This is a genomic window from Ulvibacterium sp., assembly GCF_965228935.1.
In the GTDB taxonomy this organism is placed as follows: Bacteria; Bacteroidota; Bacteroidia; order Flavobacteriales; family Flavobacteriaceae; genus Ulvibacterium.
The window spans coordinates 2521779-2544558 of record NZ_OZ245846.1 but is presented as its reverse complement, the minus strand read 5'-3'; the positions used below and the strand labels follow the sequence as shown (position 1 = coordinate 2544558).

General features: G+C 41.0%; 24 protein-coding genes. 21 read left to right on the top strand and 3 right to left on the bottom strand.

Going from position 1 to position 22780, the window contains the following annotated elements:
• Positions 1-2: 2 nt before the first annotated feature.
• From ACO06Y_RS10600 to ACO06Y_RS10565, 8 genes are all read left to right on the top strand, one after another.
• Positions 3-1706 (top strand): DUF7402 domain-containing protein, encoded by a 1704-nt coding sequence (locus ACO06Y_RS10600; protein ID WP_422083805.1) that lies wholly within the window; start codon positions 3-5, stop codon positions 1704-1706.
• 63 nt (positions 1707-1769) lie between these two features.
• The gene (locus ACO06Y_RS10595) at positions 1770-2720 is read left to right on the top strand and encodes a hypothetical protein (protein WP_422083804.1); all 951 of its coding nucleotides are present in this window, start codon (positions 1770-1772) and stop codon (positions 2718-2720) included.
• Between the two features lie 92 nt (positions 2721-2812).
• Positions 2813-3616, top strand: a complete 804-nt coding sequence (locus tag ACO06Y_RS10590) for a helix-turn-helix domain-containing protein (protein ID WP_422083803.1) — start codon at positions 2813-2815, stop codon at positions 3614-3616.
• 64 nt (positions 3617-3680) lie between these two features.
• Positions 3681-4787, top strand: a complete 1107-nt coding sequence (locus ACO06Y_RS10585) for a hypothetical protein (RefSeq protein WP_422083802.1) — start codon at positions 3681-3683, stop codon at positions 4785-4787.
• Between the two features lie 133 nt (positions 4788-4920).
• Positions 4921-5499 (top strand): hypothetical protein, encoded by a 579-nt coding sequence (locus tag ACO06Y_RS10580; RefSeq protein WP_422083801.1) that lies wholly within the window; start codon positions 4921-4923, stop codon positions 5497-5499.
• 161 nt (positions 5500-5660) lie between these two features.
• Entirely contained in the window at positions 5661-6131 is a 471-nt protein-coding gene (locus ACO06Y_RS10575) for a nuclear transport factor 2 family protein (protein ID WP_422083800.1), read from the top strand.
• 16 nt (positions 6132-6147) lie between these two features.
• Positions 6148-6600 (top strand): GNAT family N-acetyltransferase, encoded by a 453-nt coding sequence (locus tag ACO06Y_RS10570; protein WP_422083799.1) that lies wholly within the window; start codon positions 6148-6150, stop codon positions 6598-6600.
• Positions 6601-7560 carry an NAD-dependent epimerase/dehydratase family protein gene (locus tag ACO06Y_RS10565; RefSeq protein WP_422083798.1) on the top strand — a complete coding sequence of 320 codons (960 nt, stop codon included), beginning with the start codon at positions 6601-6603 and terminating at the stop codon, positions 7558-7560.
• A 307-nt stretch (positions 7561-7867) separates the two neighbouring features.
• Here ACO06Y_RS10565 and ACO06Y_RS10560 read toward each other — a convergent pair whose 3' ends face one another.
• Entirely contained in the window at positions 7868-8224 is a 357-nt protein-coding gene (locus ACO06Y_RS10560; protein ID WP_422083797.1) for a winged helix-turn-helix transcriptional regulator, read from the bottom strand.
• Positions 8225-8329: 105 nt separating this feature from the next.
• Between ACO06Y_RS10560 and ACO06Y_RS10555 the strand changes: the two genes are divergently transcribed.
• From ACO06Y_RS10555 to ACO06Y_RS10540, 4 genes are all read left to right on the top strand, one after another.
• Positions 8330-8959 carry an NAD(P)H-dependent oxidoreductase gene (locus tag ACO06Y_RS10555; protein WP_422083796.1) on the top strand — a complete coding sequence of 210 codons (630 nt, stop codon included), beginning with the start codon at positions 8330-8332 and terminating at the stop codon, positions 8957-8959.
• A 124-nt stretch (positions 8960-9083) separates the two neighbouring features.
• Positions 9084-9470 carry a DoxX family protein gene (locus ACO06Y_RS10550; protein ID WP_422083795.1) on the top strand — a complete coding sequence of 129 codons (387 nt, stop codon included), beginning with the start codon at positions 9084-9086 and terminating at the stop codon, positions 9468-9470.
• 446 nt (positions 9471-9916) lie between these two features.
• Positions 9917-10324 carry an EthD family reductase gene (locus tag ACO06Y_RS10545; protein WP_422083794.1) on the top strand — a complete coding sequence of 136 codons (408 nt, stop codon included), beginning with the start codon at positions 9917-9919 and terminating at the stop codon, positions 10322-10324.
• A 103-nt stretch (positions 10325-10427) separates the two neighbouring features.
• Positions 10428-11624: a putative Ig domain-containing protein gene (locus tag ACO06Y_RS10540; protein WP_422083793.1), complete on the top strand. Its 1197-nt coding sequence runs from the start codon at positions 10428-10430 to the stop codon at positions 11622-11624.
• 112 nt (positions 11625-11736) lie between these two features.
• Here ACO06Y_RS10540 and ACO06Y_RS10535 read toward each other — a convergent pair whose 3' ends face one another.
• Complete coding sequence (locus ACO06Y_RS10535) at positions 11737-12117, bottom strand: putative quinol monooxygenase (protein ID WP_422083792.1); 381 nt, start codon at positions 12115-12117, stop codon at positions 11737-11739.
• A gap of 134 nt (positions 12118-12251) precedes the next feature.
• Between ACO06Y_RS10535 and ACO06Y_RS10530 the strand changes: the two genes are divergently transcribed.
• The 9 genes from ACO06Y_RS10530 to ACO06Y_RS10490 all read left to right on the top strand — a co-directional run bounded on the left by ACO06Y_RS10530 (position 12252) and on the right by ACO06Y_RS10490 (position 21862).
• Entirely contained in the window at positions 12252-13250 is a 999-nt protein-coding gene (locus ACO06Y_RS10530) for a GlxA family transcriptional regulator (RefSeq protein WP_422083791.1), read from the top strand.
• 275 nt (positions 13251-13525) lie between these two features.
• Positions 13526-14221, top strand: coding sequence for a response regulator transcription factor (locus ACO06Y_RS10525; protein WP_422083790.1), 696 nt, complete (start codon positions 13526-13528; stop codon positions 14219-14221).
• 128 nt (positions 14222-14349) lie between these two features.
• On the top strand, positions 14350-15657 hold the full coding sequence (locus tag ACO06Y_RS10520) for a hypothetical protein (protein ID WP_422083789.1): 1308 nt from the start codon (positions 14350-14352) through the stop codon (positions 15655-15657).
• A 170-nt stretch (positions 15658-15827) separates the two neighbouring features.
• Positions 15828-16946 (top strand): tetratricopeptide repeat protein, encoded by a 1119-nt coding sequence (locus ACO06Y_RS10515; protein WP_422083788.1) that lies wholly within the window; start codon positions 15828-15830, stop codon positions 16944-16946.
• A 98-nt stretch (positions 16947-17044) separates the two neighbouring features.
• Entirely contained in the window at positions 17045-17923 is an 879-nt protein-coding gene (locus ACO06Y_RS10510; protein WP_422083787.1) for a DPP IV N-terminal domain-containing protein, read from the top strand.
• A 151-nt stretch (positions 17924-18074) separates the two neighbouring features.
• Positions 18075-18812, top strand: a complete 738-nt coding sequence (locus tag ACO06Y_RS10505) for a DUF6503 family protein (RefSeq protein ID WP_422083786.1) — start codon at positions 18075-18077, stop codon at positions 18810-18812.
• A 99-nt stretch (positions 18813-18911) separates the two neighbouring features.
• Complete coding sequence (locus ACO06Y_RS10500) at positions 18912-19619, top strand: hypothetical protein (RefSeq protein ID WP_422083785.1); 708 nt, start codon at positions 18912-18914, stop codon at positions 19617-19619.
• A gap of 126 nt (positions 19620-19745) precedes the next feature.
• Positions 19746-20678 (top strand): hypothetical protein, encoded by a 933-nt coding sequence (locus ACO06Y_RS10495; protein WP_422083784.1) that lies wholly within the window; start codon positions 19746-19748, stop codon positions 20676-20678.
• 209 nt (positions 20679-20887) lie between these two features.
• Entirely contained in the window at positions 20888-21862 is a 975-nt protein-coding gene (locus ACO06Y_RS10490) for an NAD(P)-dependent alcohol dehydrogenase (protein ID WP_422083783.1), read from the top strand.
• A gap of 64 nt (positions 21863-21926) precedes the next feature.
• On the opposite strand, the gene ACO06Y_RS10485 is transcribed toward ACO06Y_RS10490, so the two are convergent.
• On the bottom strand, positions 21927-22736 hold the full coding sequence (locus tag ACO06Y_RS10485) for a LamG-like jellyroll fold domain-containing protein (RefSeq protein WP_422083782.1): 810 nt from the start codon (positions 22734-22736) through the stop codon (positions 21927-21929).
• Positions 22737-22780 lie beyond the last annotated feature (44 nt).

Below are 22780 nucleotides of genomic sequence, written 5' to 3'. Positions count from 1 at the left end.
ACATGAAGACTTTGTTATTTGTTTTTTTCTCCATCCTGGTTTTTAGTAATTCGCTATTTGCACAGTTGACGGATAACACAAAACGTGAAGGAGACAAAACGGATCCCGCCATTAATCCTATTTATGAATATTATGAATGGGAAAACAGTATTCCTGACGATTGTCCATTTGAACGGTCCAAAGACCTTTCAAAGGTGGTATTCACAGGCAGGTATGCAAACTACACCGGTGCCGATACCTGGTATTTACAATCAGGGGGCGATGGCAACCTGTATTCCTGCTGGACCGATGGGGAAATGGATGGTTTCGCCACCAATTCCAATATTCGATCAAACGCTGTAGGACAAGCGAGAATAACGGGGCACGATCCCATCAATTTAAAATTTGAGAATATCGGTAGAATGTGGTCCGGTGGTGCCAACTACTACCCTTGCGTGAGTCTTGTTGTTGATAGTACCTTCTACATAGGTACATACAATGCCTTTAACCACGAGGGTTATTTTAATGGGTTTAGATACTCCAAAAACTGGAATCATTTTACGGCCAATACGGAGCCCAATTGGACAAACCCGTATTGGACAAATGCAATCGATGAAGATGGCAACTTTTTTAATGAAACAGGTAAGGCCAAATTCCGAACGATCCATACCGTAAATTTTGCAAAAAACAACAAAGCAAAAGATGGGCGGATCTACTTGAGTGCGCATGGCTATAGCTCGGGAAATGGTCAAAACAATTGGGATAAGGGAGATGCCATTTATTTATGTAGAACTTATGCCGTTACCGATAGCATAATTCAATCGGATAGTTACGAGTTTTTCGCCGGGCATGCTCAAAATGGTAAACCTATTTGGATCAAGGAAGTAGAGAACGCTAAACCAATTTTAGATTGGCCCAATCATCTTGGCAGTGAGGGAATAACCTATTTTCCCAAGTTGGACAAGTTTATTTTGGTGACTTGCAGACTAATGGAAAATGAAGAAAACCTACCCTATAATGTCACCATATTTTGGGAAGCGGATGCTATAACAGGGCCCTATAAAATCGTTCATTATATGAAGAATTGGGGTGCCCAGACGTATTTCCCCAATATATCGTCCCAGTTTATCAATGAAGATGGCACAAGTGCATGGATGACCGTTGCCAGTAATTACAGTGTACAGAACATCAATCCCCATCAATGCCGTTACGCGGCATCAATGCATGAACTTGCTTTTGTGCAAAAGGATAAACCTTTTAATGAAGTAAAGCCAAATCAGAAAAACATTGCTCCGTTGGCAAAAGTGTGGGCTACCTCAAATGAGACCAATAGTACGCCTGAGGCCGCGATCGATGGAGTCATTGACGTTAAAAACAAACGTGAGGAGTCGGAATGGATTTCTCATGAAGGGGAAGGAGCAATGCTCAAATTGGAATGGGATAACGAAGTGGTTATCGATAAAATAAGGATTTACGATAGTCCGGCCGGGGACAGATGGACAAAAGAAGGGTACTTTGTGTTCAGCGATGGTTCAATGGAGTGGATGTATGCCGCACCTGCAAACAGCGCTACGACACCTACAGAGATTAACTTCCCTGCAAAAAAGGTAAAATGGGTGAAGTTTACCATTACCAAAGGAAGTGCTGAAATATCTACTGCAACTACCCTTGTTCCCGGCAAAAGATTGGGAATCTCGGAAATTGAAGTATTCGAGGCTGAACAGTAAACAGCCAACACTTTGTAAGCCTCAATAACATGGGGCCTATACCTAAAATTGGCCGTAATCTGAATGGACGAAAATCAAATCATAGCATGGTTGCTCAAGGGTGATGCTGCGCTACAGTATCAGGTCCACCGTGATTTGTTGGGAGATGACCGCAAAGATCTACAGCAGCGCATAGTACGAACGGGATGGGGCAAACAGTTTTTGTCCAAACGTAAACCAAATGGCCATTGGGGGGATCGGTTCTATCAGCCCAAGTGGATTTCTACCCATTACACGCTACTTGATCTCCGTAATCTGAATCCCGACCCGGAAAATGAAACGATAAAAGAGGCAATTGAATTGGTATTGGATATGGGAAAGGCCGAGGACGGGGGTATTCCCTTGGGACCTTCCACATTTAAACATAGCGACGTTTGCGTAAATGGCATGTTCCTGAATTACGCTTCATACTTCAATACCGCAGAAAAGAAATTGTGCTCCATTGTGGATAGTATCCTCAATGAGCGAATGCCCGATGGCGGTTTTAACTGCAGAACAACGCGAAGTGGTGCTAAACATAGTTCCTTACACTCCACCATTTCTGTGCTCGAAGGGTTGCACGAATTCCGGAAATCGGCATATAACTATCGCATAAACGATGTTTTAAATGCCAAGGAGAGTGCCGAGGAATTTATTTTGCTACATCGGTTGTTCCTATCGGACCGAACCGGGAAAATCATCAACAAGGACTTTTTAAAACTGTCCTACCCAAGCCGGTGGCGATATGATGTTCTTCGCGCATTGGACTATTTTCAATATGCCGGAAGCAATTGGGATGATAGAATGAAGGAGGCTTTTGGTGTAATCCTGGAAAAGAGAAATAAGAATGGTACATGGAATATGCAGGCGGCACATCCGGGGCAAGTACATTTTATAATGGAAAAGGCCGGCAAACCAAGCCGATGGAACACACTTAGGGCAATGCGGGCGATAAAACATTTTAAAATAGAAAACGCCTACCGACAAAAACGATAACACATGAAAACATGCCTTGGTCAATAGTTTTGTTTGCTATTTATCAGAAGACCCAAATAAAAACTTAACTTATAAGGAATTCATTGAGGTTTATGAAAACTAAAAAACTTAAGGTAGGGACCTTTATGGGGCATACCCAAAAAATGAGAACCTTAAATGGTTTTACGCTTTCTAAAACGGGTCATAACCAAAATATGAAAGTCCCAAGGCATGAACACGAAAATCCCTATATAAGTTTACTGCTCTTTGGCGTGTATCACGAAGAGTCTAGCATTTCGGAATACGATCTTAAACCAGGAAGCTCATTATTCCGGCCCAAAGGATTTGAACATAAAAATGAAATCGGGACAGAAAATAGCTTTTGCTTCAATATTGAAATTGAAAAAGAACTACCGGACAAAAAACATTATTCAAAAGTATCGAATCATATCCAGTTTGAATGGAACAACCTTGAGGTCTTAAAGATCTTCTACGCCTTTCAGAACGACTTTTCAGAGGAACTTTTGACCCTTATGGTCGAGGAAAATTTGTATCATCTGTTTAAACAGCAACATTCCGAAAATACAATAGGCAGGGCATTCTGGGTAGAAAAGATCAAAAAGGAAATTAGGTTGAATCCCGAAAAAATGTATCGTCTGGATGAAGTTGCTTGGTCATTGCATGTACACCCTAATTATTTTGTCCGAAAATTTAAGGAGAAGACGGGCTTTACGTTTGGTGAATTTTTATTGAGACAACGTGTTTCCAGGGGAATAGACCTGATGTTGCATTCTTCCAAACCCCTGACGGAAATAGCCAGCGAGTGCGGGTTTTATGATCAAAGCCATTTTATACGACATTTTAAGCGGTTTTTTGGTACTACCCCCTACCGCTACAGGGAAATTGTAAAAGGTTAATCCTGTACAATTTATTGTCCTGCGCCCGCTTTTTCTTTGTGCCTTAGTATTAAATTCCTTGTTTATGAAGCTACTATGGTCTTTTTTATTGGGAGGTATCTGTTTTGTCGCAATAGCCCAAAATAAAATACCTCCCCATACCAAAATCGACAGCAGTAATTTCGATAAATTATACCCTTACGCCTTGAGAGGTGATATGCGCGCCGTTTTCGAAATTTTGGAAATGGCCCATGACAGTTCCCTTACCCAGGATCAAAAGAATACAAAGAAGGGGTATTACCAACGTTTTTTGTACAGAACGGAAGATTTTAATTATAACACCGATGATCCCGTAGTAATGGACCTGTTCAAGCGCTTTCAAAACTACTGGCGATCTATAATCATTGAAAATGTGACTCAAAAACTAGCTGATAGCCTGTTCAGGGGCGAGATGACCTATTTTTTAAAAAAATACGTCGCACCTGACCTCAGTATCGAAAGAATAGACAAAGAATACTATACCTTGTTTCAAGATTTTTTTAAATCCAAAGATATGCATGGAATTGCAATGGGAAAGACCGGCCACCTATTTGACCTATATCTTTGGAAAGATCAGGAAAGAAAAGAATATAGCATAGACCTTCCGGAGGGGCAGACCGTTGAAGTTCCGATAGTCTTTATGCGAAATTTCATCAGTAATGGATGGTCCCATTATACAACTTTCGGCCATAGCTTTAGCGGTGGATGGGCCACTTCAAAGGAATTGTTCTGTGTGGAGGAATCCTATGGGCCCAAAGATGGGGAAGAATTCTTAATTAGTTATGTATCGCACGAAGGGCAGCACTTTGCGGATTATAAAATATTTCCAAAACTAAAACAGGCAGATTTGGAATTCAGGGCAAAGTTAACGGAGCTTTCCCTAGCAAGGGAGACTACCTATGAAATACTTAAAAAGTTCATTACCAACGCCAAAAATGACACCTCTTATGCACATCCCTATGCAAATTATAGGGTGATTGAATTTTTATCCCAGAAAATAATGAAATCCGATTTTGAACCTGATCTTGAAAAATGGAAGCGTATTTCAACAAAGGAGATCAACAGGGTTGCGTTGAAGTTATTGAAAGAGCACTCCAAAAAGCTGAAATCCATGGGAGCCGAGTCTGTAGAAGCATACATCACTACTATATAGGGACAACCCCAAAATCATATCTGTTTTTCCAAATACGGAAATCAAAGAAATATATCTTGACCTCCATATTCCACTTCAAGATCCCCTTAGACCCTATCCGGAATATCCATATTCAAAAGAAACGGCTCCATAAATGAAAAAGAAAGTAGCTCTTAATGCAGATCGGGCAATAGGGGCATCCGCCATACTCATTAGCTTGCTGACCTTGTTTATTTTTCTATATCAAACTCATTTGTTAAAGGAGCAAAGTAGATTGTCGGTACGACCTAGATTAAGTTTCAGCAAGAATATTACCCAATCCATGACCGTCGTTGATTCGGATTCAATCCAGTCTACGCTTATCAATATAAGCTTAGCATTAAGAAACAATGGGTTGGGTCCTGCAATAATCGAGTCCAATCGCTTCGTGGATAGGGGTAATCCATATGACATTCTTACCTTCTTTGATACGGTTTATCCAAAATTGAGGAAGTACGGGGTTTTCACCCAGATTACGGAACTAAAAATTGGAGAAGCCCTTCCCGCATCCAAAACAATAGATATTTTTACCTATCAATATCAGCGCATTGACGAAGACAAAATCAATGACTACTTAAACATTTCGGAGCCCTACGAATTGCCCTTCGAGGTACATATCGAATATTCGTCCCTGTACGAGGAAAAATGGATCATCCAATCCAATTCAGAAGGGCATCCTATAAAACTGGATTGAAGCATCCCATGCACATTCATGGTCAAAATTAGTCGCCTGTGGATTTGATGGTCAAAAACCCTTGAAAAGAGTTATCTTATGGGCTCGGCAGGACGATTCTGTGAACATATCATAGCACCGAACCTTGCACTCGGCACATGCTTAACTGAAAAATATTTTGAATGAAAAAAATGGTATTTTCCCTAGCATTGATTCTAGCTTTTAGCACCTATGCGCAAGATGCAAAGGTTACGGACGAACAAAAAATCAAGCATATAATCCATCAATTTTTTGAATCCCTTGAAAAAAAGGACGCTGTACTTATGCAAGAGACCACAATGGACGACGCTCAAATTTGGCGTAGGTATAACCATAAAAAGCCTATTGAAATGGACATGCGCTTTTCTAAGGACGACCTTCCAAAAATGCATACCTTACCTGATGTAAAGGAGGTTGCGCTGGACTTTGAGATTTCCGTAGGCAATGGAATTGCCATGGCGTGGGTACCCTATGAATTCTGGGTAGGGGACACATTTTCGCATTGCGGCGTCGATGCCTTTACCCTCTTTGAAGTGGAGGGAAAATGGAAAATCATCAGTGCGGCCTATACTGTGGAAAAGGAGAAATGTAAAAGGTTAACCGAGAAAAGATAGAGCCCTTCAAAAAGAAATGAAAATAATATCCGTTAGGGAAAACCCGAACTACAAAGACAAGGCCATAGCCTATTTTCAAAAAAACTGGAAAAGTGTCCTGCCCGTGATATATGAAGATTGCATCACACACAGTATAGGTGCAAGGAACCCCCTCCCTCAGTGGTACGTTTTGGAAAAAAACGGTAAAATCATAGGTTGTGCCGGACTTATCACCAATGATTTTATAAGCAGGGGAGATCTATATCCGTGGGTTTGTGCACTATTTATCGAGGAAAGGCATCGAGGCCACGCCTACGGTGCGCTACTATTGGAACAGGCAAAGCGGGATACCAAAAAAGCAGGATTCGAATATTTATACCTATGTACGGAGCATATCGGATATTATGAAAAATATGGGTTTCACTACATTGGCCAAGGATACCATCCTTGGGGAGAGGAATCCAGGATTTACGAATTGGAATTAAAATAAATGAAGGTAGTCGTAATTGGGGGTACCGGTCATATTGGCACCTATTTGGTTCCACGGTTGGTTGAGGTAGGGCATGAGGTTATCTGCGTAAGTCGTAAAAAGGGCAGTCCCTATACCGCCCATGAATCTTGGAAACGGGTGAAGCATGTTGGTATTGACAGACAGAAGTCCGAACAAAACGGAGATTTTGGAACTCAGATTGTGTCTTTGGGCGGAGATATCGTCATTGATTTAATTTGCTTTACACCGCAGAGTGCCCAAATGCTTGCAGAAGCTCTTAAGGGAAGGGTACAACACTTCCTCCACTGTGGCACTATGTGGATCCATGGTCATAGCGAACAAGTTCCAACTTCCGAAAATCAAAGGCGAAACCCATTTGGTTCATACGGTATTAATAAGGCCAAGATCGAAGCATATCTACATACTTTTTATCAAGAAAACGAATTTCCGATCACTATGCTACATCCTGGGCATATTACAGGTCCAGGTTGGTTACCCATCAATCCCGTTGGGAATCTTAATCCAGAAATATTTGTACGACTGTCCAAAGGAGAAGAAATTACTTTGCCCAATCTTGGAATGGAAACGGTTCATCATGTCCATGCCGATGATGTCGCACAGGCCTTTATCAAAGCTATTGAAAACCCAAAAAATTCCGTTGGTGAAAGCTTTCATGTAGTTTCGGAACAGGCACTTACCCTAAGGGGTTATGCGGAAGAAATGGCAAGGTGGTTTGGAAGGGAGCCCAAATTAAGTTTTCTTCCCTGGGAAGAATGGCGAAAGAACGTTAGCCAAAGAGACCGGGAATTAACTTGGGACCATATATCGCATAGCCCCTGTGGAAGTATCGCAAAAGCAAAGCAGTTATTGAATTATAGCCCAAGATATAGCTCCTTACAAGCTGTACAGGAATCCATTGAGCACTATTTCGAAAAGAAGGGAATACCAACCAATCGTTAATAATGCGCATATTGATAGCTCAGTCCCTATCGGCGGATAGTTCTTACATCCGTTTTTCTATCTTACTTTTCAATACATCAAATACGCCAAACAGAACTGATTCTACATAAGACCCATTTGTTTGTCCGGAAAATAGAATCCCAGTCGTTCTTTACCTGCCTTGAAAAAAGGAGAACGATGCTTCTATTATCTTCGTACTGTTACGAAAGGATTATCAAGAATAGTGAGCGGTATGCACGAACGTGCACGCAACTCCCCCACTCATACATAAAGCTTCCGAGCTATCAGGATTTTTGAAATAAGGACATTAACCAGATCTTTTCCTAATTTCCTTTCGATGGGCCAAGCCCCAATCCGCAAGATTACTGATTACGGGAACCAGTTTTTCACAATAATCGGTCAACTCGTATTGCACCGTAATAGGTCTGGTATCCATAATCGTACGGTTTACCAGCAGGTTTGTTTCCATTTCCTTTAGTTCCCTACTCAACATCTTACCGGAAATTCCCTCGATATCCTCCAACAGATCGGAATATCGTTTGGCACCAAAGTAGAGCGCCACCAATATATGCATCTTCCACTTGCCGCCCAATACATACATGGTGTCCGATATGGCCCTAATCTTATGTTTGCAAGCTTTCATTTGTTCTTTATCACTTCCCATAGTATGTCACTTTGTTACCTAGATGTAACTGTTACTTTTTGTAACAATGTGACAAATGTATATATATTTGACAAAAATTCACAATCCGAAAATCAAACAGACCAAATGGACTTAATCGAAGTTTTAAACTGGCGGTATGCCGTAAAAAAGTATAATGGGCAAAAAGTGTCGGACGACAAATTACATCGAATATTGAAGGCGATAGCCTTGTCCGCTTCCTCATCTGGCATACAGCCCTACCGGGTTTTTGTAATCAATGATAATAGGGTGCGGCAAGAACTGGCAAAGGATTCCTTTAATTCGCAAATCAAGGAAGCCCCCCATTTAATCGCCTTTGCAGCCTTTAACTTGATTACCAAAGAACATATAGCGGATTTCATACGCTTTATGGCCAAGGAAAGGGGACTTCCAGAATCCCATTTAGAGGATTATAAAAACAAACTTGAACTTCATCTTTTGACAAGAACAAATGAGGAAAACTTCATTTGGTCGTCCCAACAAGCTTATATCGCACTGGGAACCGGATTGATCGCTGCCGCCGATGCCAAGGTAGACGCAACCCCGATGGAGGGTTTTAATCGGGAGAAATTGGATGAACTCTTGGGCCTAAGGAAGAAAGGGTTAAAAAGTGTTTTGCTGCTGGCCTTGGGGTATCGTGATACCGAGAAGGATTTCCTGGCAAATCAAAAGAAAGTCAGGTTACCCCTGAACGAACTGGTAACCGAGATTAATTAAACACCGACCCAATGTAAAGAAAGGTGGTTTGCTTTAAAACTGCCATTTGAAAGGCCATATCGATTTAGGTCGAAGTAACCCACCAAGCCAAAATTTACAATACAGTACACTTAAATTATTCATTATGGAAAAAAGAAATAAAATAATCTATTGGGTCGCTACGGCACTACTGTCGGCTTTGATGATTACATCCGCCACAAGATACTTGATGGACATAGGGGAATTTCGCCAATATTTTGTCGCTTTTGGGTACAATGCCCGTATAGTCATTCCTCTGGCCATTGCCAAATTGCTCGCCGTAGTGGTCATTTTAAGTAACAAGTCCGTAATTCTTAAGGAGTGGGCCTACGCAGGATTGCTCTTCAATTTTTTGTTGGCATTGGAGGCGCACATCGCCATAAATGATGGTCAATATATTGGGCCTATCATCGCACTGATCCTATGGGCCGTCTCCTATATTTTCTATCACAAAGTCTATAGGGACGTTTCTTCCTACTTGAACCATACCTAACCTGAATTCAAAATCATAGATTATCTTCCTCAATTGATCTATTGAGCCATAAATAGATATATGTATAGCCTTGGCTCTATCTTGAATACCGTTTTAATCTGCGATTACTATGGATTGTATAATTAATGGGCTAAACTCAATGAGCTATTTGGGTTATGCATAATTATCGACACGAAATAGTACATTTGGAAACAAGAAGGACGGAGATGCGATGGAAAATAGGCAGCTTCAGGAAGAACTGATAGATTAAAAGGGAGGCGGGTATCCTCTGTTACAAAAACTTCATTGAAGGGTTTGAATATAAGCAAATCGATTTGTAATGAACCCATTACTCAACATCTTAGGACAGCAACATAAAATTTTTGTTGGATTTTCCCATTGCCCAGCATATTTCAACCCTTAGGAAAAAGTCTTATCTTTCAACAAAATCATTAAATCCCAATAAAATGAAAATCAAAATTATCGCCTTGATCCTTGGGGCCGTATTCGTCCTCACCGCTTTCCGGCAGAATACCTCGGCCGACACCAAAACCAAAAAAGGAATGATAAAAGTGACCATCCTCTATCCCAACGGTGACGGGAAAACATTTGACATGGACTACTATTCCAATAAGCATATGCCTATGCTCAAGACCTTAATGGGTGACTCCTTAAAACTGTTGGAAATCGATAAGGGCATCTCGGGCCGGACACCCGATGAACCCGTTCCCTATTTGGCAATCGGATATTTATACTTTGACAAGCTTTCCGCCTACCAAAATTCCTTTGGGCCCAATGCGGAAAAAATCGTTGGGGATATTCCAAACTATACCAATACTCAACCTGTTGTTCAAATTAGCGAGGTATTGCAGTAACCATCCAAAGGTTCGTAGCGTATAGACGAGACGGCATACCGGTCAATAGTACGTCCGAAACATGGATCTCTCTATTTATGCAAGTCAAAATGAATCATTTCAAATGAAATATTGTGTCCCCTTGATCTTGCTATTGCTATTCTCGTGCACTACCAAGAAGAATCCTGAGAATCCAAGGCTCAACTATTTAGGGCAGGAAACTCCAGATACCATTCCCCAAATTTTTGGGGAAGGCATCGTGTCGGTCAAGGGCAGATTCGATATGGGTCTTACCATTTCCCCGGACGGTAAAAGCATGGCCTTTGGAACGATACATGAATCCGAACCTAAGGAAACCTGCATATACCTTATGAATTACGTGGACGGAAAATGGAGTTCCCCGGACAGATCCTTTCTTCCCGACAATAGCAATACCTTCTTTCCGATGTTCGGTCCTAAGGGAAATGAATTTTATTTTGCCAAATCAACGGACAGTTCGGAAACAGATTTGTGGGTCGGGCACTATTCAGACCATAAAGTCATGGACCCTAAGCCTTTAGATTCCATAATTAATTCCAGATCCAGGGAAGCCGGGCATGGTAAATCAAAAAGCGGAACTTTGTATTTTACCTCCAACCGAGACGACCAAAACCAGTGTTGCGGCGACATCTATTACTCGAAATCTGGACCGGAAGGTTATGCAAAAATTCAAAAGGTGGATGGGCTAAATTCCAATTCGGATGAAGAAAGTCTGTTTTTGTCTCCCAACGAGGATTATATCCTTGTTCAAGCATGGAAAAATGAATTTGGATCCAAACATGACCTCTATATCAGTTACAGGACTAAAGATGACTCTTGGACTACTCCAGAAAGGCTGGACTCCAGCATCAACGGTAAAGAAATTGAACAGCGGCCATTTGTATCTCCGGACAACAGCTTCCTGTTTTTTAGTAGAATGCGCATAACACAGGAGAATGGACGAGATATATATGATTCCGATATCTATTGGGTAAGTACCAAGTTGGTCTTTGAACCCTATCCCTATAATACTGAAATTAAAGCTCGGATAGGCTACAATGAAGAGTTTGAATTGAACTTTCCACCAGACTTGTTCAGGGACATCGATGGCGAAGTATTATCATATCAAGTGGCGATGGAAGATGATTCCGAATTACCGAAATGGATCAAATTCGACTCGTACGATCTATCCCTAAATGGGATCTGGAAATCCAAAGCTCCCCTGACCCTAAAGGTGACCGCAACCGATAGTTCGGGAAATTTGGGAGAATTCAAATATAAACTCGAGGGAAAAAGCAACTAATACCGTTTTGTATATAGCCCGCCAAGAGGTTATATCGTATCTGTGAACCAGTAGGTTTCCTCTAAAAAAGACGGAGCATATCCCTATGGCTCCGCCTTTTCCAGCCATATTTTCAGTGGTTTAAAGCTCTTTGAAATCCAAAAACTCCCGGTGCAAAAGTGGTGCTAAGGCCCATTCCAATTGCCGCTTGCTTCATCTCTTCCGGGACCTCGCCACAAAACAGGAACTCCCCAGGCGTAGCTATTTCCAATAAATCCTGAAAATGTCCTGCAGCCGTTGTTCCCAAATGGAATCCGACCGCACCGGCATCCACAAAAAGGTCCATAACTACCAGTTTAGAGGATGTCTCATCAAAATAACACTGCACTTTTAAGGCTCCCGGTTCATTGGAACGCATTTGATTTTCGACTTCTCGATAGATTGCTTTTAACTCTTCTGATTTCCCTTCTTTGGCCGTCCATGTATACACCACCATTACTTCTTGATTTTCCATACTATTTATTTTTCGTTATTGATTACATTTCAAATTTATGACGTAATTTGGGTATTAAAATGTGTCTTTTACGACTATTTAAAGGGTTGTTTTCGACATTTGAATGAATTATCTTTGTAGTTAATTTGTTGATTGTGAAACACATTAGCATCATTGTTCCATCAGGTAACAGTATTGTGGATACCATCATTGCACCCTTTAACCTGCTTAATATGGCAAATGCTCATTATAAACGGTTATATGAGCAAAAAGAGAGTCTTTTCAAACTCGATCTGGTAGGGCTATCAAAGGAGGCGATACTATATCAGGGCCTTTTTAGTATTCAACCGACCGCCACTATCCATGAGATATCCAAAACCGATTTAATACTCATTTCTCCCATAAGCGGGGATTTGGAAAAGGAAATCCGAAATAATATGGATTTTGTAAAATGGATCAAAATCCAAAGAATTGAAAACGGTTCCGATATTGCAAGTTTATGTAAGGGTGCATTTATCCTGGCCGAAACAGGTTTGGTCAATGGGAAGTCCTGTGCTACCCATTGGACTGCCCACAATCTCTTTCGAAGTAAATACCCCGAGGTACAACTTGTTCCTGAAAAGATTATCTGCGAAGACAATGGTATCTACTCAAGTGGTGGGGCCTATTCCATCTTAAACTTCACGCTTTACTTGATAGAGCGATATTTTGGTAGGGAAACCGCTATATGGTGCTCAAAGGTTTCCGAAATAGAATTCGATAGGTTAAGTCAAAGTGAATTCATTATTTTTAGTGGACAAAAGGATCATTCGGATGAACTGATCAAAAAAGCTCAACTCTACATTGAAAACAACTATCAGAACAAATTGAACGTGGACGAGATTGCGCGAATGATAAATCTGAATGGTCGGAGTTTTTTGAGGAGATTTAAAAAAGCTACCCATAATACACCGTTGGAGTATATACAGCGGGTGAAAATCGAGGCTGCAAAAAAGAAATTGGAATCTACCGCAAAAACCGTCCAGGAGATAATGTATGGTATTGGATACAATGATGAAAAGGCATTCAGGGCCACTTTCCGAAAATATTCGGGATTGTCCCCCAAGGAATATCAAAGAAAGTACAACCGCGAAATGGCAATTGCACAGTTTTAGCTTATGTAAAAGAAACCTAATAGATACCACGAAACATTGGTTTCCAATGGCGTACAAATAGCTGACAATCAGAATACAAAGCCACATGGCAAAAAATCGCAAAAATTAAAATGAGATCATTTGAACTGATACTGCTTGTATTAGCGTATACGACTTTAGTTCTTACGATTTTCGTTGGTTTTCTTTGTTACAAAAGAAACTTGGAGAAATGGGAAACCCTTGCTCTGGCTATTTCCTTGTTATTATTAATAGTTTCATTAACAATATCCCCTTTATTGGAGCGGACAAAAGCTATTGAAACGACCAACGTATTTACCCTGCTTGCGATGGTTTTGGTGGGTATGGCAACCCCATTAAATGTGCTATCGGAAAGAAAACATAAAATACCAAAGTATTCCAAAAATGTGCTCTATGTTATCGTGTTGATTTTGCTTCCGCTGATAGTCGTCGGGCATTTTTTTGACTTTCTAAAGTATTTGGAATATCCCGTAATCTTCTTTTTGGGGATTTCGGTTGTGCTGTCGATGGTATTGATCCGAGTTACGAAACCCAAGCGGATTATCGCACATCGCGAAAAAGCGGAGCAGATTTTCGCCATTGCCTTTTTAATCCTTGTACCCATTTCCCTGTTTGCAAATTATGCGCTTTCCGAGAGTGGATATTCCTTAAATATTGGGTTCACCTTACCCCTAATCTTCATTCTTTTATCGGCCAACAAACTTTTGGATGATTTGGAACGGCTGGCCCTGTTTAAATCCAAGATTGAACCCATTGAGCAACACTTTAAAAATTATTCTTTGACTGAACGGGAAAAGGAAATAGCCACACATTTGCTCAAGGGGAAAACCTACAAAAACATTTCGGAAGAACTATTTATCTCCCTACCTACAGTAAAAACGCATACAAGTAATATCTACAGAAAATGCGGTGTAAAGAATAGATATGAGCTTACAGTTCTGATAATCAAATAATTAATTTGGAATAGAGTAATCATACTTTTGTATGATTTTTGGGTCTTTTCTTCATTTCATACCATTTCCCGATTGTCGGCTGGGTTTTAATACGTCATCTTTACGGGAACGATTCTTCAATCAAAAAAATGATAAAGTCCCTTTTAATCCCCCTACTATGGCTATCCGCCATCAGTATAATGGCTCAAACCGATACCCCGGTCAAAGTAAAAAAAGAAAGGCTGGATTTTGCCAAAGGTTATTTTGAACTGGGCGGAACCTATTTTCCTTCGTTCACGGGGAAACGGCTGGATAACGATCAAACGGTAAGCTTCAAAAATTCCGAATCCCTGCACTCCACACTGTACTGGGGAGCCTTTCATTTTTGGGGGAAGGCTGAGTTCTATGTTTCCTTTCCTTTGGGAAAGTTAAATCTGCAAAAATCGGATATTACGGATGCCGATTTTAAGCATTTTGCCGTTACGGGAGCCCGTTTCTACCCATGGGCCATTGAAGAAAAAAAAGTAAGGCCCTTTGTAGGTCTCAGCTGGTCCGCCCTGGAATTTACGCAAATTATTACTGATAATGATATCCTGCCACAGTTCGAAAAAAATATTGAGCTCGGTTTTGATGCAGGTCTAGTATATAACTATAAGGACTTCGCTTTAAGACTTAGCGTTAATTACTTGCCGAACAACGAATGGAGCTATCCCATTTCCAAGACACGTTTTGAAACCATAAAAACACCGGACTATGGTATAAATCTTGGGCTTCTTTACACCACCGATTTCTCAAAACAAAATGGTAATCCGCGGTTAAATGAAAAATGGAACGAATATCCTACCGTATCAAGTCTTGGATATGATTCCGTGACCTTTGGGGATGTTTTTGTCGGTATCGGGCCTTCCATTTCCTTTTCCCTGGAAAGTGCGAAATACAACAGGAACAACTTCGCCTACCTAAATGATAAGGAAGCTTCACAATCGTACTTTGATATTGCTTTGGGCTATCAGTTCAACAATTGGAACATGTTTTCGACCATATCGTTTAGAAACCCCAGATTTATCAGGGAGGGTTTTGAAACCAAGCAAACCGTACGCAAAACCTCCTTTGTTTTGGAAGTCAACAAGTTTCTAACAGATTATTCGGGTTTTGCGCCCTATGTGGGTGCAAACCTAGCTTACGATACCATTAACTATGAAGAAAAAGAAAGGGATATCATACAAAAAAAATTGACCTTTAGGAGTTTGGAACCTGGTCTCACCATTGGGTGGGATATTGTGCCTGGAAAAACAAGTGAAGCGTTAATTTTAAGAACAAATCTGAGGTGGTATCCCTTCTCTTCTTTTGAGGTAGAAGGACAAAAGTTCAATTTTAGCCAATTGGAATACAATTTAATTCAAGTGCTTTTTTATCCAGAAAGGCTTTTAAGGTCTAAAAAGGGTAAACTATTCTGACTTTCCTAAAACGAAAACCAAGGACTCCGTATAACTTCCTGCGTTGTTCGGAATATATGTCCATTTAGATCTAGCCATACACAACCGTAAAGGTTTTCCCATCCATCGATCCAAGATTAGAATATTTTAGTCATTAGATATTCTGCATTCTTTTCGGACACATTTTAAAGATGAAAATTCATTTCCTTCTTGCATTAGTAGTACAGACCATGGTACTAGGCACATGTTCCAAGTCCAACAAAGATTCCATGGTTCAAAAAAACAAGGTCGATCTACTTATGGATAGCCTTGTCAATACCGATTTACCTAAAAGTGACAAGATTCGCTCTATCAGGAACGCAGGTTTCTCCTATTACTATAATGGTGATATCCATTCAGCCGATACCTTGTTCACGTATACCTATGGGCAAGATTCTACCGATATTGAAAACATCTATGCCGTAGCCTTGGTCAATTCCATCCAGGGTAATTATGACCGGTCCTTAGCGCTTTTAAACCAAATTATACACAGGGACTCCCTGGCCAAGTTGAGTGCCTATGGATCTATGGCATCAATCTATTGTTTTATAGGCGAGGAGGAAAAAGCCAAAACCCTTGTCCGTACGATGCTAAAAAGTAAACGTGACCAAATCCGAAGAGAAGCCTATTCCATTGCATCGGTTTTATCCATTAAAAAGGACTCCATAGCCCAAGCCATCAATTTCATGAGATTAAGGATCCCCATATCCAAAAAACTATATACCCCATTTTCCCCAAGATTGGAACATCCGTATTGGGATTATCACTTAATAGGCAATATTTACCTTACGGCGCACCTACCAGACTCGGCAGCACGGTACTTTGATGAAGGCCTCGCGTTTCTGAATCCGACCGACAATCCAAAGACCATCAGTGTCATCAAGGATGACTATACTTATTTCAGAAGCATGTACCTTTTTAAAAAGGGCCTTTATAATGAATCCTATACCAATTTTGAGGCCGACTTTGAGAGCAACAAAAATGGATTTGGGGGAATTTGGGCAAGAATCTTAATAGAGAAAGGCCTTCCGGACAGCGCTTTGACCATATTGCATACCTATAGCCGTAACGGGTATTATAAAACGTTTTTGCGTGGTAAAGCGCATTTCAAATCCGGTAGATTCAAAGACGCGAATAGCCTTTTTAGAGAGGTTCTTGAATTCCATCAAGTGGGTGAATGGTATTGGCAGCATGAATACGCCTTGATTTGTAAAGAAATCCAGGATATCTATTCCGATTCCCAAATAAAACGTAACGGTTCGCAGAATTAACAAGGATTTGAATATTATCGATTCCTTGAACCCATAAGATGAAGCAATAAATCCGTTCAATATGGTTCAATTAATATTCCAACTTTAATACACTGCCCATGGCAAAGTATTATGCACTGATTATCCTGGTATGGGCACCGGTACTCTTGGGATTCAGCAATGTACATACTCAAACAACTCCCGAAGTATTCGATAGCCGTCCGGCATGGTCGCCTAATGGGGAAAAAATTGCTTTTGTCTCACGTGATGGGCTCGATATTAAGGTCAATGAACTGTATGTTATGAACACAGATGGCACGGATGTACAACAATTGACCAGCGACGGGTATTACAAAAAAGGGGTCAGTTGGTCGCCGGACGGTAGTCGTTTGGCCTATGCGGGAGGTAAGGATGACCAATGGCACTTATTCATGATACGGTCCAATGGATCAAACAAGACACAGCTTACCACTTTTGATGGCCACGAACCTAGTTGGTCCCCTGATGGCAAAAAGATCGTGTATAATTCTTCGCGCAACGGAGATGCGGAATTGTTTATGTATGACCTGAAAACCGAAACGGAGTCGAAATTTGAAACCGGTAGGCCCAATTCATGGGAGCCCACATGGACCAAGGACAACCAAATTCTCTTCATCTCCCCATTGTTTACCGATACACAGGAGTTCTACCTCATCGACTTGCGGAATAAGGAGGCAGAACAAATAACCCGTAACGAGATAAGGGAATTCGGGGGAACTTTCTCCCCCGATCAAAGCCAATTGGCCTATGCTGCCCAAAAAAATGACAACTGGGACATTTATATACTGGATTTAGAAACCAGGAAAGAATATAGACTGACTTTCCATAAGGACAATGACCTTTTCCCAGATTGGTCGCCAAACGGGAAAAGACTAATCTTTCAATCGGATAGAGGTCCCGGAAGAAGTATTTTCTCCATCAACGTGGATGGTACGGATCTAAGAAAAATCGAGCACTAAACTCCCATCGGTACGCTGAAGTTGTTAAATCGTTGTTTCGTAACCTATTGCGATAAATTTTCAAAACATCCGAGCCGCTAAATCCGACACAAAAAGCTATCTTAGTACTATCTCGGAATAGGCCATTGGTGCCATTGTAAAAAGCATTACCATGAAAACATTGAAATTAGTTACCGTTTTTTTATTCATATTGATAACATTGGGGTGGAAAACCAATAATCCCAATTGCAAAAACAGTGTCTATATACTAAGTCAAGTAAAAGAAAAATACGATAGTAACCAAGTTTGGGCAACATCGGAGATTAAGTTACACATCCAGGAACCAAGGGTAAACAACCCGCAAAGATATACCAAATTGAGCCTTAACAATTCCGATGATTATTTTGAAATGGAAAGGTTCCGAGAAGACGGAGTTGTTAAAAGAATACTTACCGGAGATGGGGAAAGTAAAATATTCCTTAACGGAGAATCCGAGCTACCAAAAATCATTATTGAGCAATACAGGCTAAACGTGGAGAGGAGTAGGGGTCATAAAAAATTTTACAAGTTAATGTATGGCCTTCCTATGTCCCTATCGGATAACCTTTGGGAGCAGATAAGACCGGCCCAAAAAGCGGAATATGAAGGTATGGAAGTGTACAGGGTCGCCATGGAATTAAAGGATGAAATGATAAGCAAGCATTGGACATTGCTCATTGAAGTGGAGACCTATACTTTGTTGGCAATCGAGTTTAATCATCCGGAAGATCCGGGAAGGGAAGAAGAGATCATCAAATTTGAAAGTGAATTTGAAATTGATGGAATAAAGATTCCCAGAATTAGAAACTGGTATATAAAAGGAACCAATGAATATCTCGGGACGGATATCATTGTGGAAGAATTGAAATAAATACCACTGTGAACAGGGGCCAAAACTTCAATGGCCTCCAATCGTTGACTACCATGTCTGGACATACCGTTATACTTGGTTTAAAGGTTGGCAGAAATTATGGAACACGGTAAAAATCACGATTACTTCCTAAAAACGACGGCCGTTTGCTCTTTCCTCGGAGCCCTGACCACGGCCTTACTTATCTTTCTTCCCAATCCGGATGCAACTGATTTTGAAACCAGATTATCCCTTTACACCAACGGTCTTTACCTCAGCAAGCTTTGGATTCTTTTTATCCACCCACAGGTAAACCTATTGGCCAGCCTTGGAGTGGCCTATTTGTTATTCAAAAAATACCCGTTGCAGATAGTTTTCGGGACGCTTTTTCTATTGATCTGGGCCTATACGGAAATGGCCCAACAATCGCTCTTGATCGATGCGCTGAACCAAATTTGGCGACCTGGATATGTCGGTGCGGATGACGAGGTTTCAAAGAATATGTTTGCAACCTTGATCAAGGCCGCCAATGGTATCTCCGATAGCCAGTATTTTTTGGTCATTTATGGTTTTAGCCTTGGTTCCCTATTTTATGGGGCAGCTTTGATATGGGAAAACGGACTGGGAAAATGGATCGGGATTGCCCTTTTGTTTATCGGCATTCTTAGTTTGTCCTCATTCGCCAGATACTACCTGGGTGTAACATCCCTAAATGAAATGGTCAATTGGTGCTACAAATGGGTCTACGCTTATTTACAACCTTTGGTCAGAATAGCTATCGGGGTCTGGATATTCATGGAGATCAAAAAAAGGTACGGCACTACATAGCATTCCATAACAACATATCAATACGCTATACCCGAATAAGTAGATTGTTGTATACATTCTTCCATTCGAACATCTCAAACTGAATTCAAGCCAATAAAAGAATTACTTTGGCGAAAATCCAAATCCATGGTCAGTGTCAAAATCAATCAAATCTTTTTGGTCATCTTTTTGGTAACCGGATTACCGACATCGGGACAGGAATGTGATCTTGGCCAAAAATCCTTTTTTTCTCCAAAGTGGTCCAAAGACGGAAAGTGGATAGCATTTCACAGTAACATATCCGGGAATCGGGAAATTTATCGGTTTGATTATGTGAAATCCAAAGCTGAAAGACTTACGATCACACCACATCAAGAACGCGTACCGGTAATTTCACCCGATGGAAAAAGCGTTCTTTTCTTTCGCACCGAAAAGGACAAAAAATACTCGGCTTTGTTTTCTATGAATCTGGACAATCGAAAGGAAGTGCCCTTAACAGATTTACAGGGCAAAAATTTAGATCCGGATTGGTCCCCGGACATGGATCGATTGACGTATGTTGCAACTTCGGACGGAAACTGGGAAATTTATGTTATGGACCCAAATGGTACAAACAATACCAGGCTTACGTATAACAATGTGTTGGATTATTCTCCACATTGGTCTCCCAATGGGGAGCAAATAGCCTTTATTTCAGGGGAGTCCGGTCAGGAGGATATTTGGCTCATGAATTCCGATGGAACGGAAAAAAGGAATCTTACCCCGGATAGTCGTGAGGAAATTTCCTTTAGCTGGTCCCCGAAAGGAGATCGAATCGTGTTTTCGTCCAGAAAATCCAAAGCCTCATTTTCAAAGGAAACCGAAAAGTCTAAAAAGTCCACTAACAGTTCCGAAATATTCATTTTAGATTTAAAATCGGGCCAAACGAGCCAAATCACATCCAATATGTATTTGGATGTATATCCCAGCTGGTCTCCGGATGGAAGTAAAATTGTATTCTGTAGCTGTAAAAATGGCCATTTGGAACTTTATACCATGAAGGTGGATGGAAGTTCCCAAACGAAGTTGAACCTAAACTAGTTTTCGCTATTAGGAGGGTACAAATTGCCAACCAAGCGAATACTTCACACCCTTTTGAAAACCGGAATTTAATTTCCTTTAAACCCTGCTATTTCCTATCTTGAACGTATGTCTTTAAATTTGGGACAAAACTTGGCTCTGTCCTTTGGTGTTCTGATAAAAAAGTCCATTGACCAAATGAAATTAATCTTTGAAAATCGAATAATACAATGAAGGCCTTTACCAAAAACAGCTACGGGGGGCCGGAAATTCTGCAGCTGGAAGAGGTCGAAAAACCTGCCCTGAAGGAAAATCACATTTTGGTCAAGGTAATGGCAAATTCAGCGAATCCGGCCGACTGGCATATTCTTCGTGGAAAGCCTTTTTTTGCACGATTCTCCTCGGGTTTGTTTAAACCCAAAGACAAAATTCTGGGAGGTGATTTTGCGGGCATTGTGGAAGAAACGGGAAACAACGTAGCCCACTTTAAGGTTGGGGACCGGGTTTTTGGCGAGACACTTATGGGAGGTTCTTTTGCAGAATACATTTCTGCACCGGCAAGTGTTTGTGCCATCATGCCCAAAGAAACTAATTTTCCTATAATGGCAAGTGTCCCCATTGCCGGATTAACGGCACTGCAGGCACTTGTGGAACATGGACGACTTAAAAAGGGAGAATCGGTTTTAATCAACGGTTCCTCAGGAGGTGTCGGCCATTTCGCCGTCCAAATTGCAAAGGCATATGGTGCCAAGGTAACCGCTGTCTGTTCTGCTAGAAACATCAATTTCGTAAAAGGTTTGGATGCCGATAAGGTTATTGCCTACGACAAAGAGAGTATTCATAAACATGATGACAAATACGACCTTGTTGTGGACACGAACGATAACCTTTTTTTACAGGATTTTAAACGTATGGGAAAACGAGGGGTGCTCGTAGGTTTTACCACTTTGAAACATATGTTGTGGTTGCTCATAAAAGCAGGTTTTAGCAAATTCCCCTTGGTTCAGTTCACGGCCGAAGCCAATACCAAAGACTTGGAGACATTGGCAACTCTGATACAGAACGGAAAAATTAAGGTCCATATTGACAAGACCTACCCATTTCATAAAATTCCGGATGCCATAGCATATATTGAAGCAATGCGAACCAGAGGAAAAGTGGCCATGGTTTGGAAAAGTATTGATGGAAAAGAAAATGGCAATTAAAAGGACAAACGATAAATAGTATTGGTTTAAACAAAATGGGGAACAATCATTAAATAGTATTGTTCTACAATCCCAAAAAATCTCCCAGGGATTTTCCCGATCGGTAAACCTCTTTGACCGCTTCTTCGTGAAGAAAACTATCGAGAATAAAAAAATCGTCTATCCTTCCTTTGAATCCGAGACCAATACGGATTTCCCAGTCATCTATGTTCCAGTCCAACGTGTGATCGAAGCCCTTGATTTCACCGACAAGGACACCATCAAAATACACATGGATTACTCCCCTTTTACCGGAACTGTTCAGGTTTGTCCATGTACCTACAACATGATGCCAGCTATCGCCACTGAAATCGATATGCGGAACAGTTACCACATATTTTTTGTTTGGACTACCCTTACTCCCGGGCAAGTCGCGACGTCCAGTGGTGCCAAACCGGAAAATTGGGGTGTCCGGCAGCTCGCTGGTTACAAAATCCATCCAAATTTTACCATTGTCACGATCGCTCTCCGCAAGCAAATGGACCGGATCTAGCCAGATGAGCGAACGTTCCTTTAGACTTTCCATATCAATTTGTAGCCACATTCCAATGGTACCGTCAAATGCTTCCCCATGGTTATAGGGGAAATTCCCCTTTGCCCGATAGCGCGCAACATCCTTTGTCCAAATCGTTTCCAATTTGTCCTCATAAACAAATTCTGCCGCTTCCCCGAATTTGCCATTGTTCCCAGAGGTGATGAACGGCTCATATTGGTCCACTTCTATTTGGGCCTTCCCATTTCCTACACTGAAAGTTGCATCGAACGACTCGTCAAAATCTGCATAAAATAGAAGGGAGGCAAGAATAAGTCCAATTTCAACGGATGAATTCATCATGATATACTTTTCCTTGGTTTGAGTCGCACTCTCCTTGGAGCCAT

Coding starts and splice junctions, on each gene's coding strand:
- ACO06Y_RS10600 (WP_422083805.1), top strand. CDS start 3: ATGAAGACTTTGTTATTTGTTTTTTTCTCCATCCTGGTTTTTAGTAAT.
- ACO06Y_RS10595 (WP_422083804.1), top strand. CDS start 1,770: ATGGACGAAAATCAAATCATAGCATGGTTGCTCAAGGGTGATGCTGCG.
- ACO06Y_RS10590 (WP_422083803.1), top strand. CDS start 2,813: ATGAAAACTAAAAAACTTAAGGTAGGGACCTTTATGGGGCATACCCAA.
- ACO06Y_RS10585 (WP_422083802.1), top strand. CDS start 3,681: ATGAAGCTACTATGGTCTTTTTTATTGGGAGGTATCTGTTTTGTCGCA.
- ACO06Y_RS10580 (WP_422083801.1), top strand. CDS start 4,921: ATGAAAAAGAAAGTAGCTCTTAATGCAGATCGGGCAATAGGGGCATCC.
- ACO06Y_RS10575 (WP_422083800.1), top strand. CDS start 5,661: ATGAAAAAAATGGTATTTTCCCTAGCATTGATTCTAGCTTTTAGCACC.
- ACO06Y_RS10570 (WP_422083799.1), top strand. CDS start 6,148: ATGAAAATAATATCCGTTAGGGAAAACCCGAACTACAAAGACAAGGCC.
- ACO06Y_RS10565 (WP_422083798.1), top strand. CDS start 6,601: ATGAAGGTAGTCGTAATTGGGGGTACCGGTCATATTGGCACCTATTTG.
- ACO06Y_RS10560 (WP_422083797.1), bottom strand. CDS start 8,224: ATGGGAAGTGATAAAGAACAAATGAAAGCTTGCAAACATAAGATTAGG.
- ACO06Y_RS10555 (WP_422083796.1), top strand. CDS start 8,330: ATGGACTTAATCGAAGTTTTAAACTGGCGGTATGCCGTAAAAAAGTAT.
- ACO06Y_RS10550 (WP_422083795.1), top strand. CDS start 9,084: ATGGAAAAAAGAAATAAAATAATCTATTGGGTCGCTACGGCACTACTG.
- ACO06Y_RS10545 (WP_422083794.1), top strand. CDS start 9,917: ATGAAAATCAAAATTATCGCCTTGATCCTTGGGGCCGTATTCGTCCTC.
- ACO06Y_RS10540 (WP_422083793.1), top strand. CDS start 10,428: ATGAAATATTGTGTCCCCTTGATCTTGCTATTGCTATTCTCGTGCACT.
- ACO06Y_RS10535 (WP_422083792.1), bottom strand. CDS start 12,117: ATGGAAAATCAAGAAGTAATGGTGGTGTATACATGGACGGCCAAAGAA.
- ACO06Y_RS10520 (WP_422083789.1), top strand. CDS start 14,350: ATGATAAAGTCCCTTTTAATCCCCCTACTATGGCTATCCGCCATCAGT.
- ACO06Y_RS10515 (WP_422083788.1), top strand. CDS start 15,828: ATGAAAATTCATTTCCTTCTTGCATTAGTAGTACAGACCATGGTACTA.
- ACO06Y_RS10510 (WP_422083787.1), top strand. CDS start 17,045: ATGGCAAAGTATTATGCACTGATTATCCTGGTATGGGCACCGGTACTC.
- ACO06Y_RS10505 (WP_422083786.1), top strand. CDS start 18,075: ATGAAAACATTGAAATTAGTTACCGTTTTTTTATTCATATTGATAACA.
- ACO06Y_RS10500 (WP_422083785.1), top strand. CDS start 18,912: ATGGAACACGGTAAAAATCACGATTACTTCCTAAAAACGACGGCCGTT.
- ACO06Y_RS10495 (WP_422083784.1), top strand. CDS start 19,746: ATGGTCAGTGTCAAAATCAATCAAATCTTTTTGGTCATCTTTTTGGTA.
- ACO06Y_RS10490 (WP_422083783.1), top strand. CDS start 20,888: ATGAAGGCCTTTACCAAAAACAGCTACGGGGGGCCGGAAATTCTGCAG.
- ACO06Y_RS10485 (WP_422083782.1), bottom strand. CDS start 22,736: ATGATGAATTCATCCGTTGAAATTGGACTTATTCTTGCCTCCCTTCTA.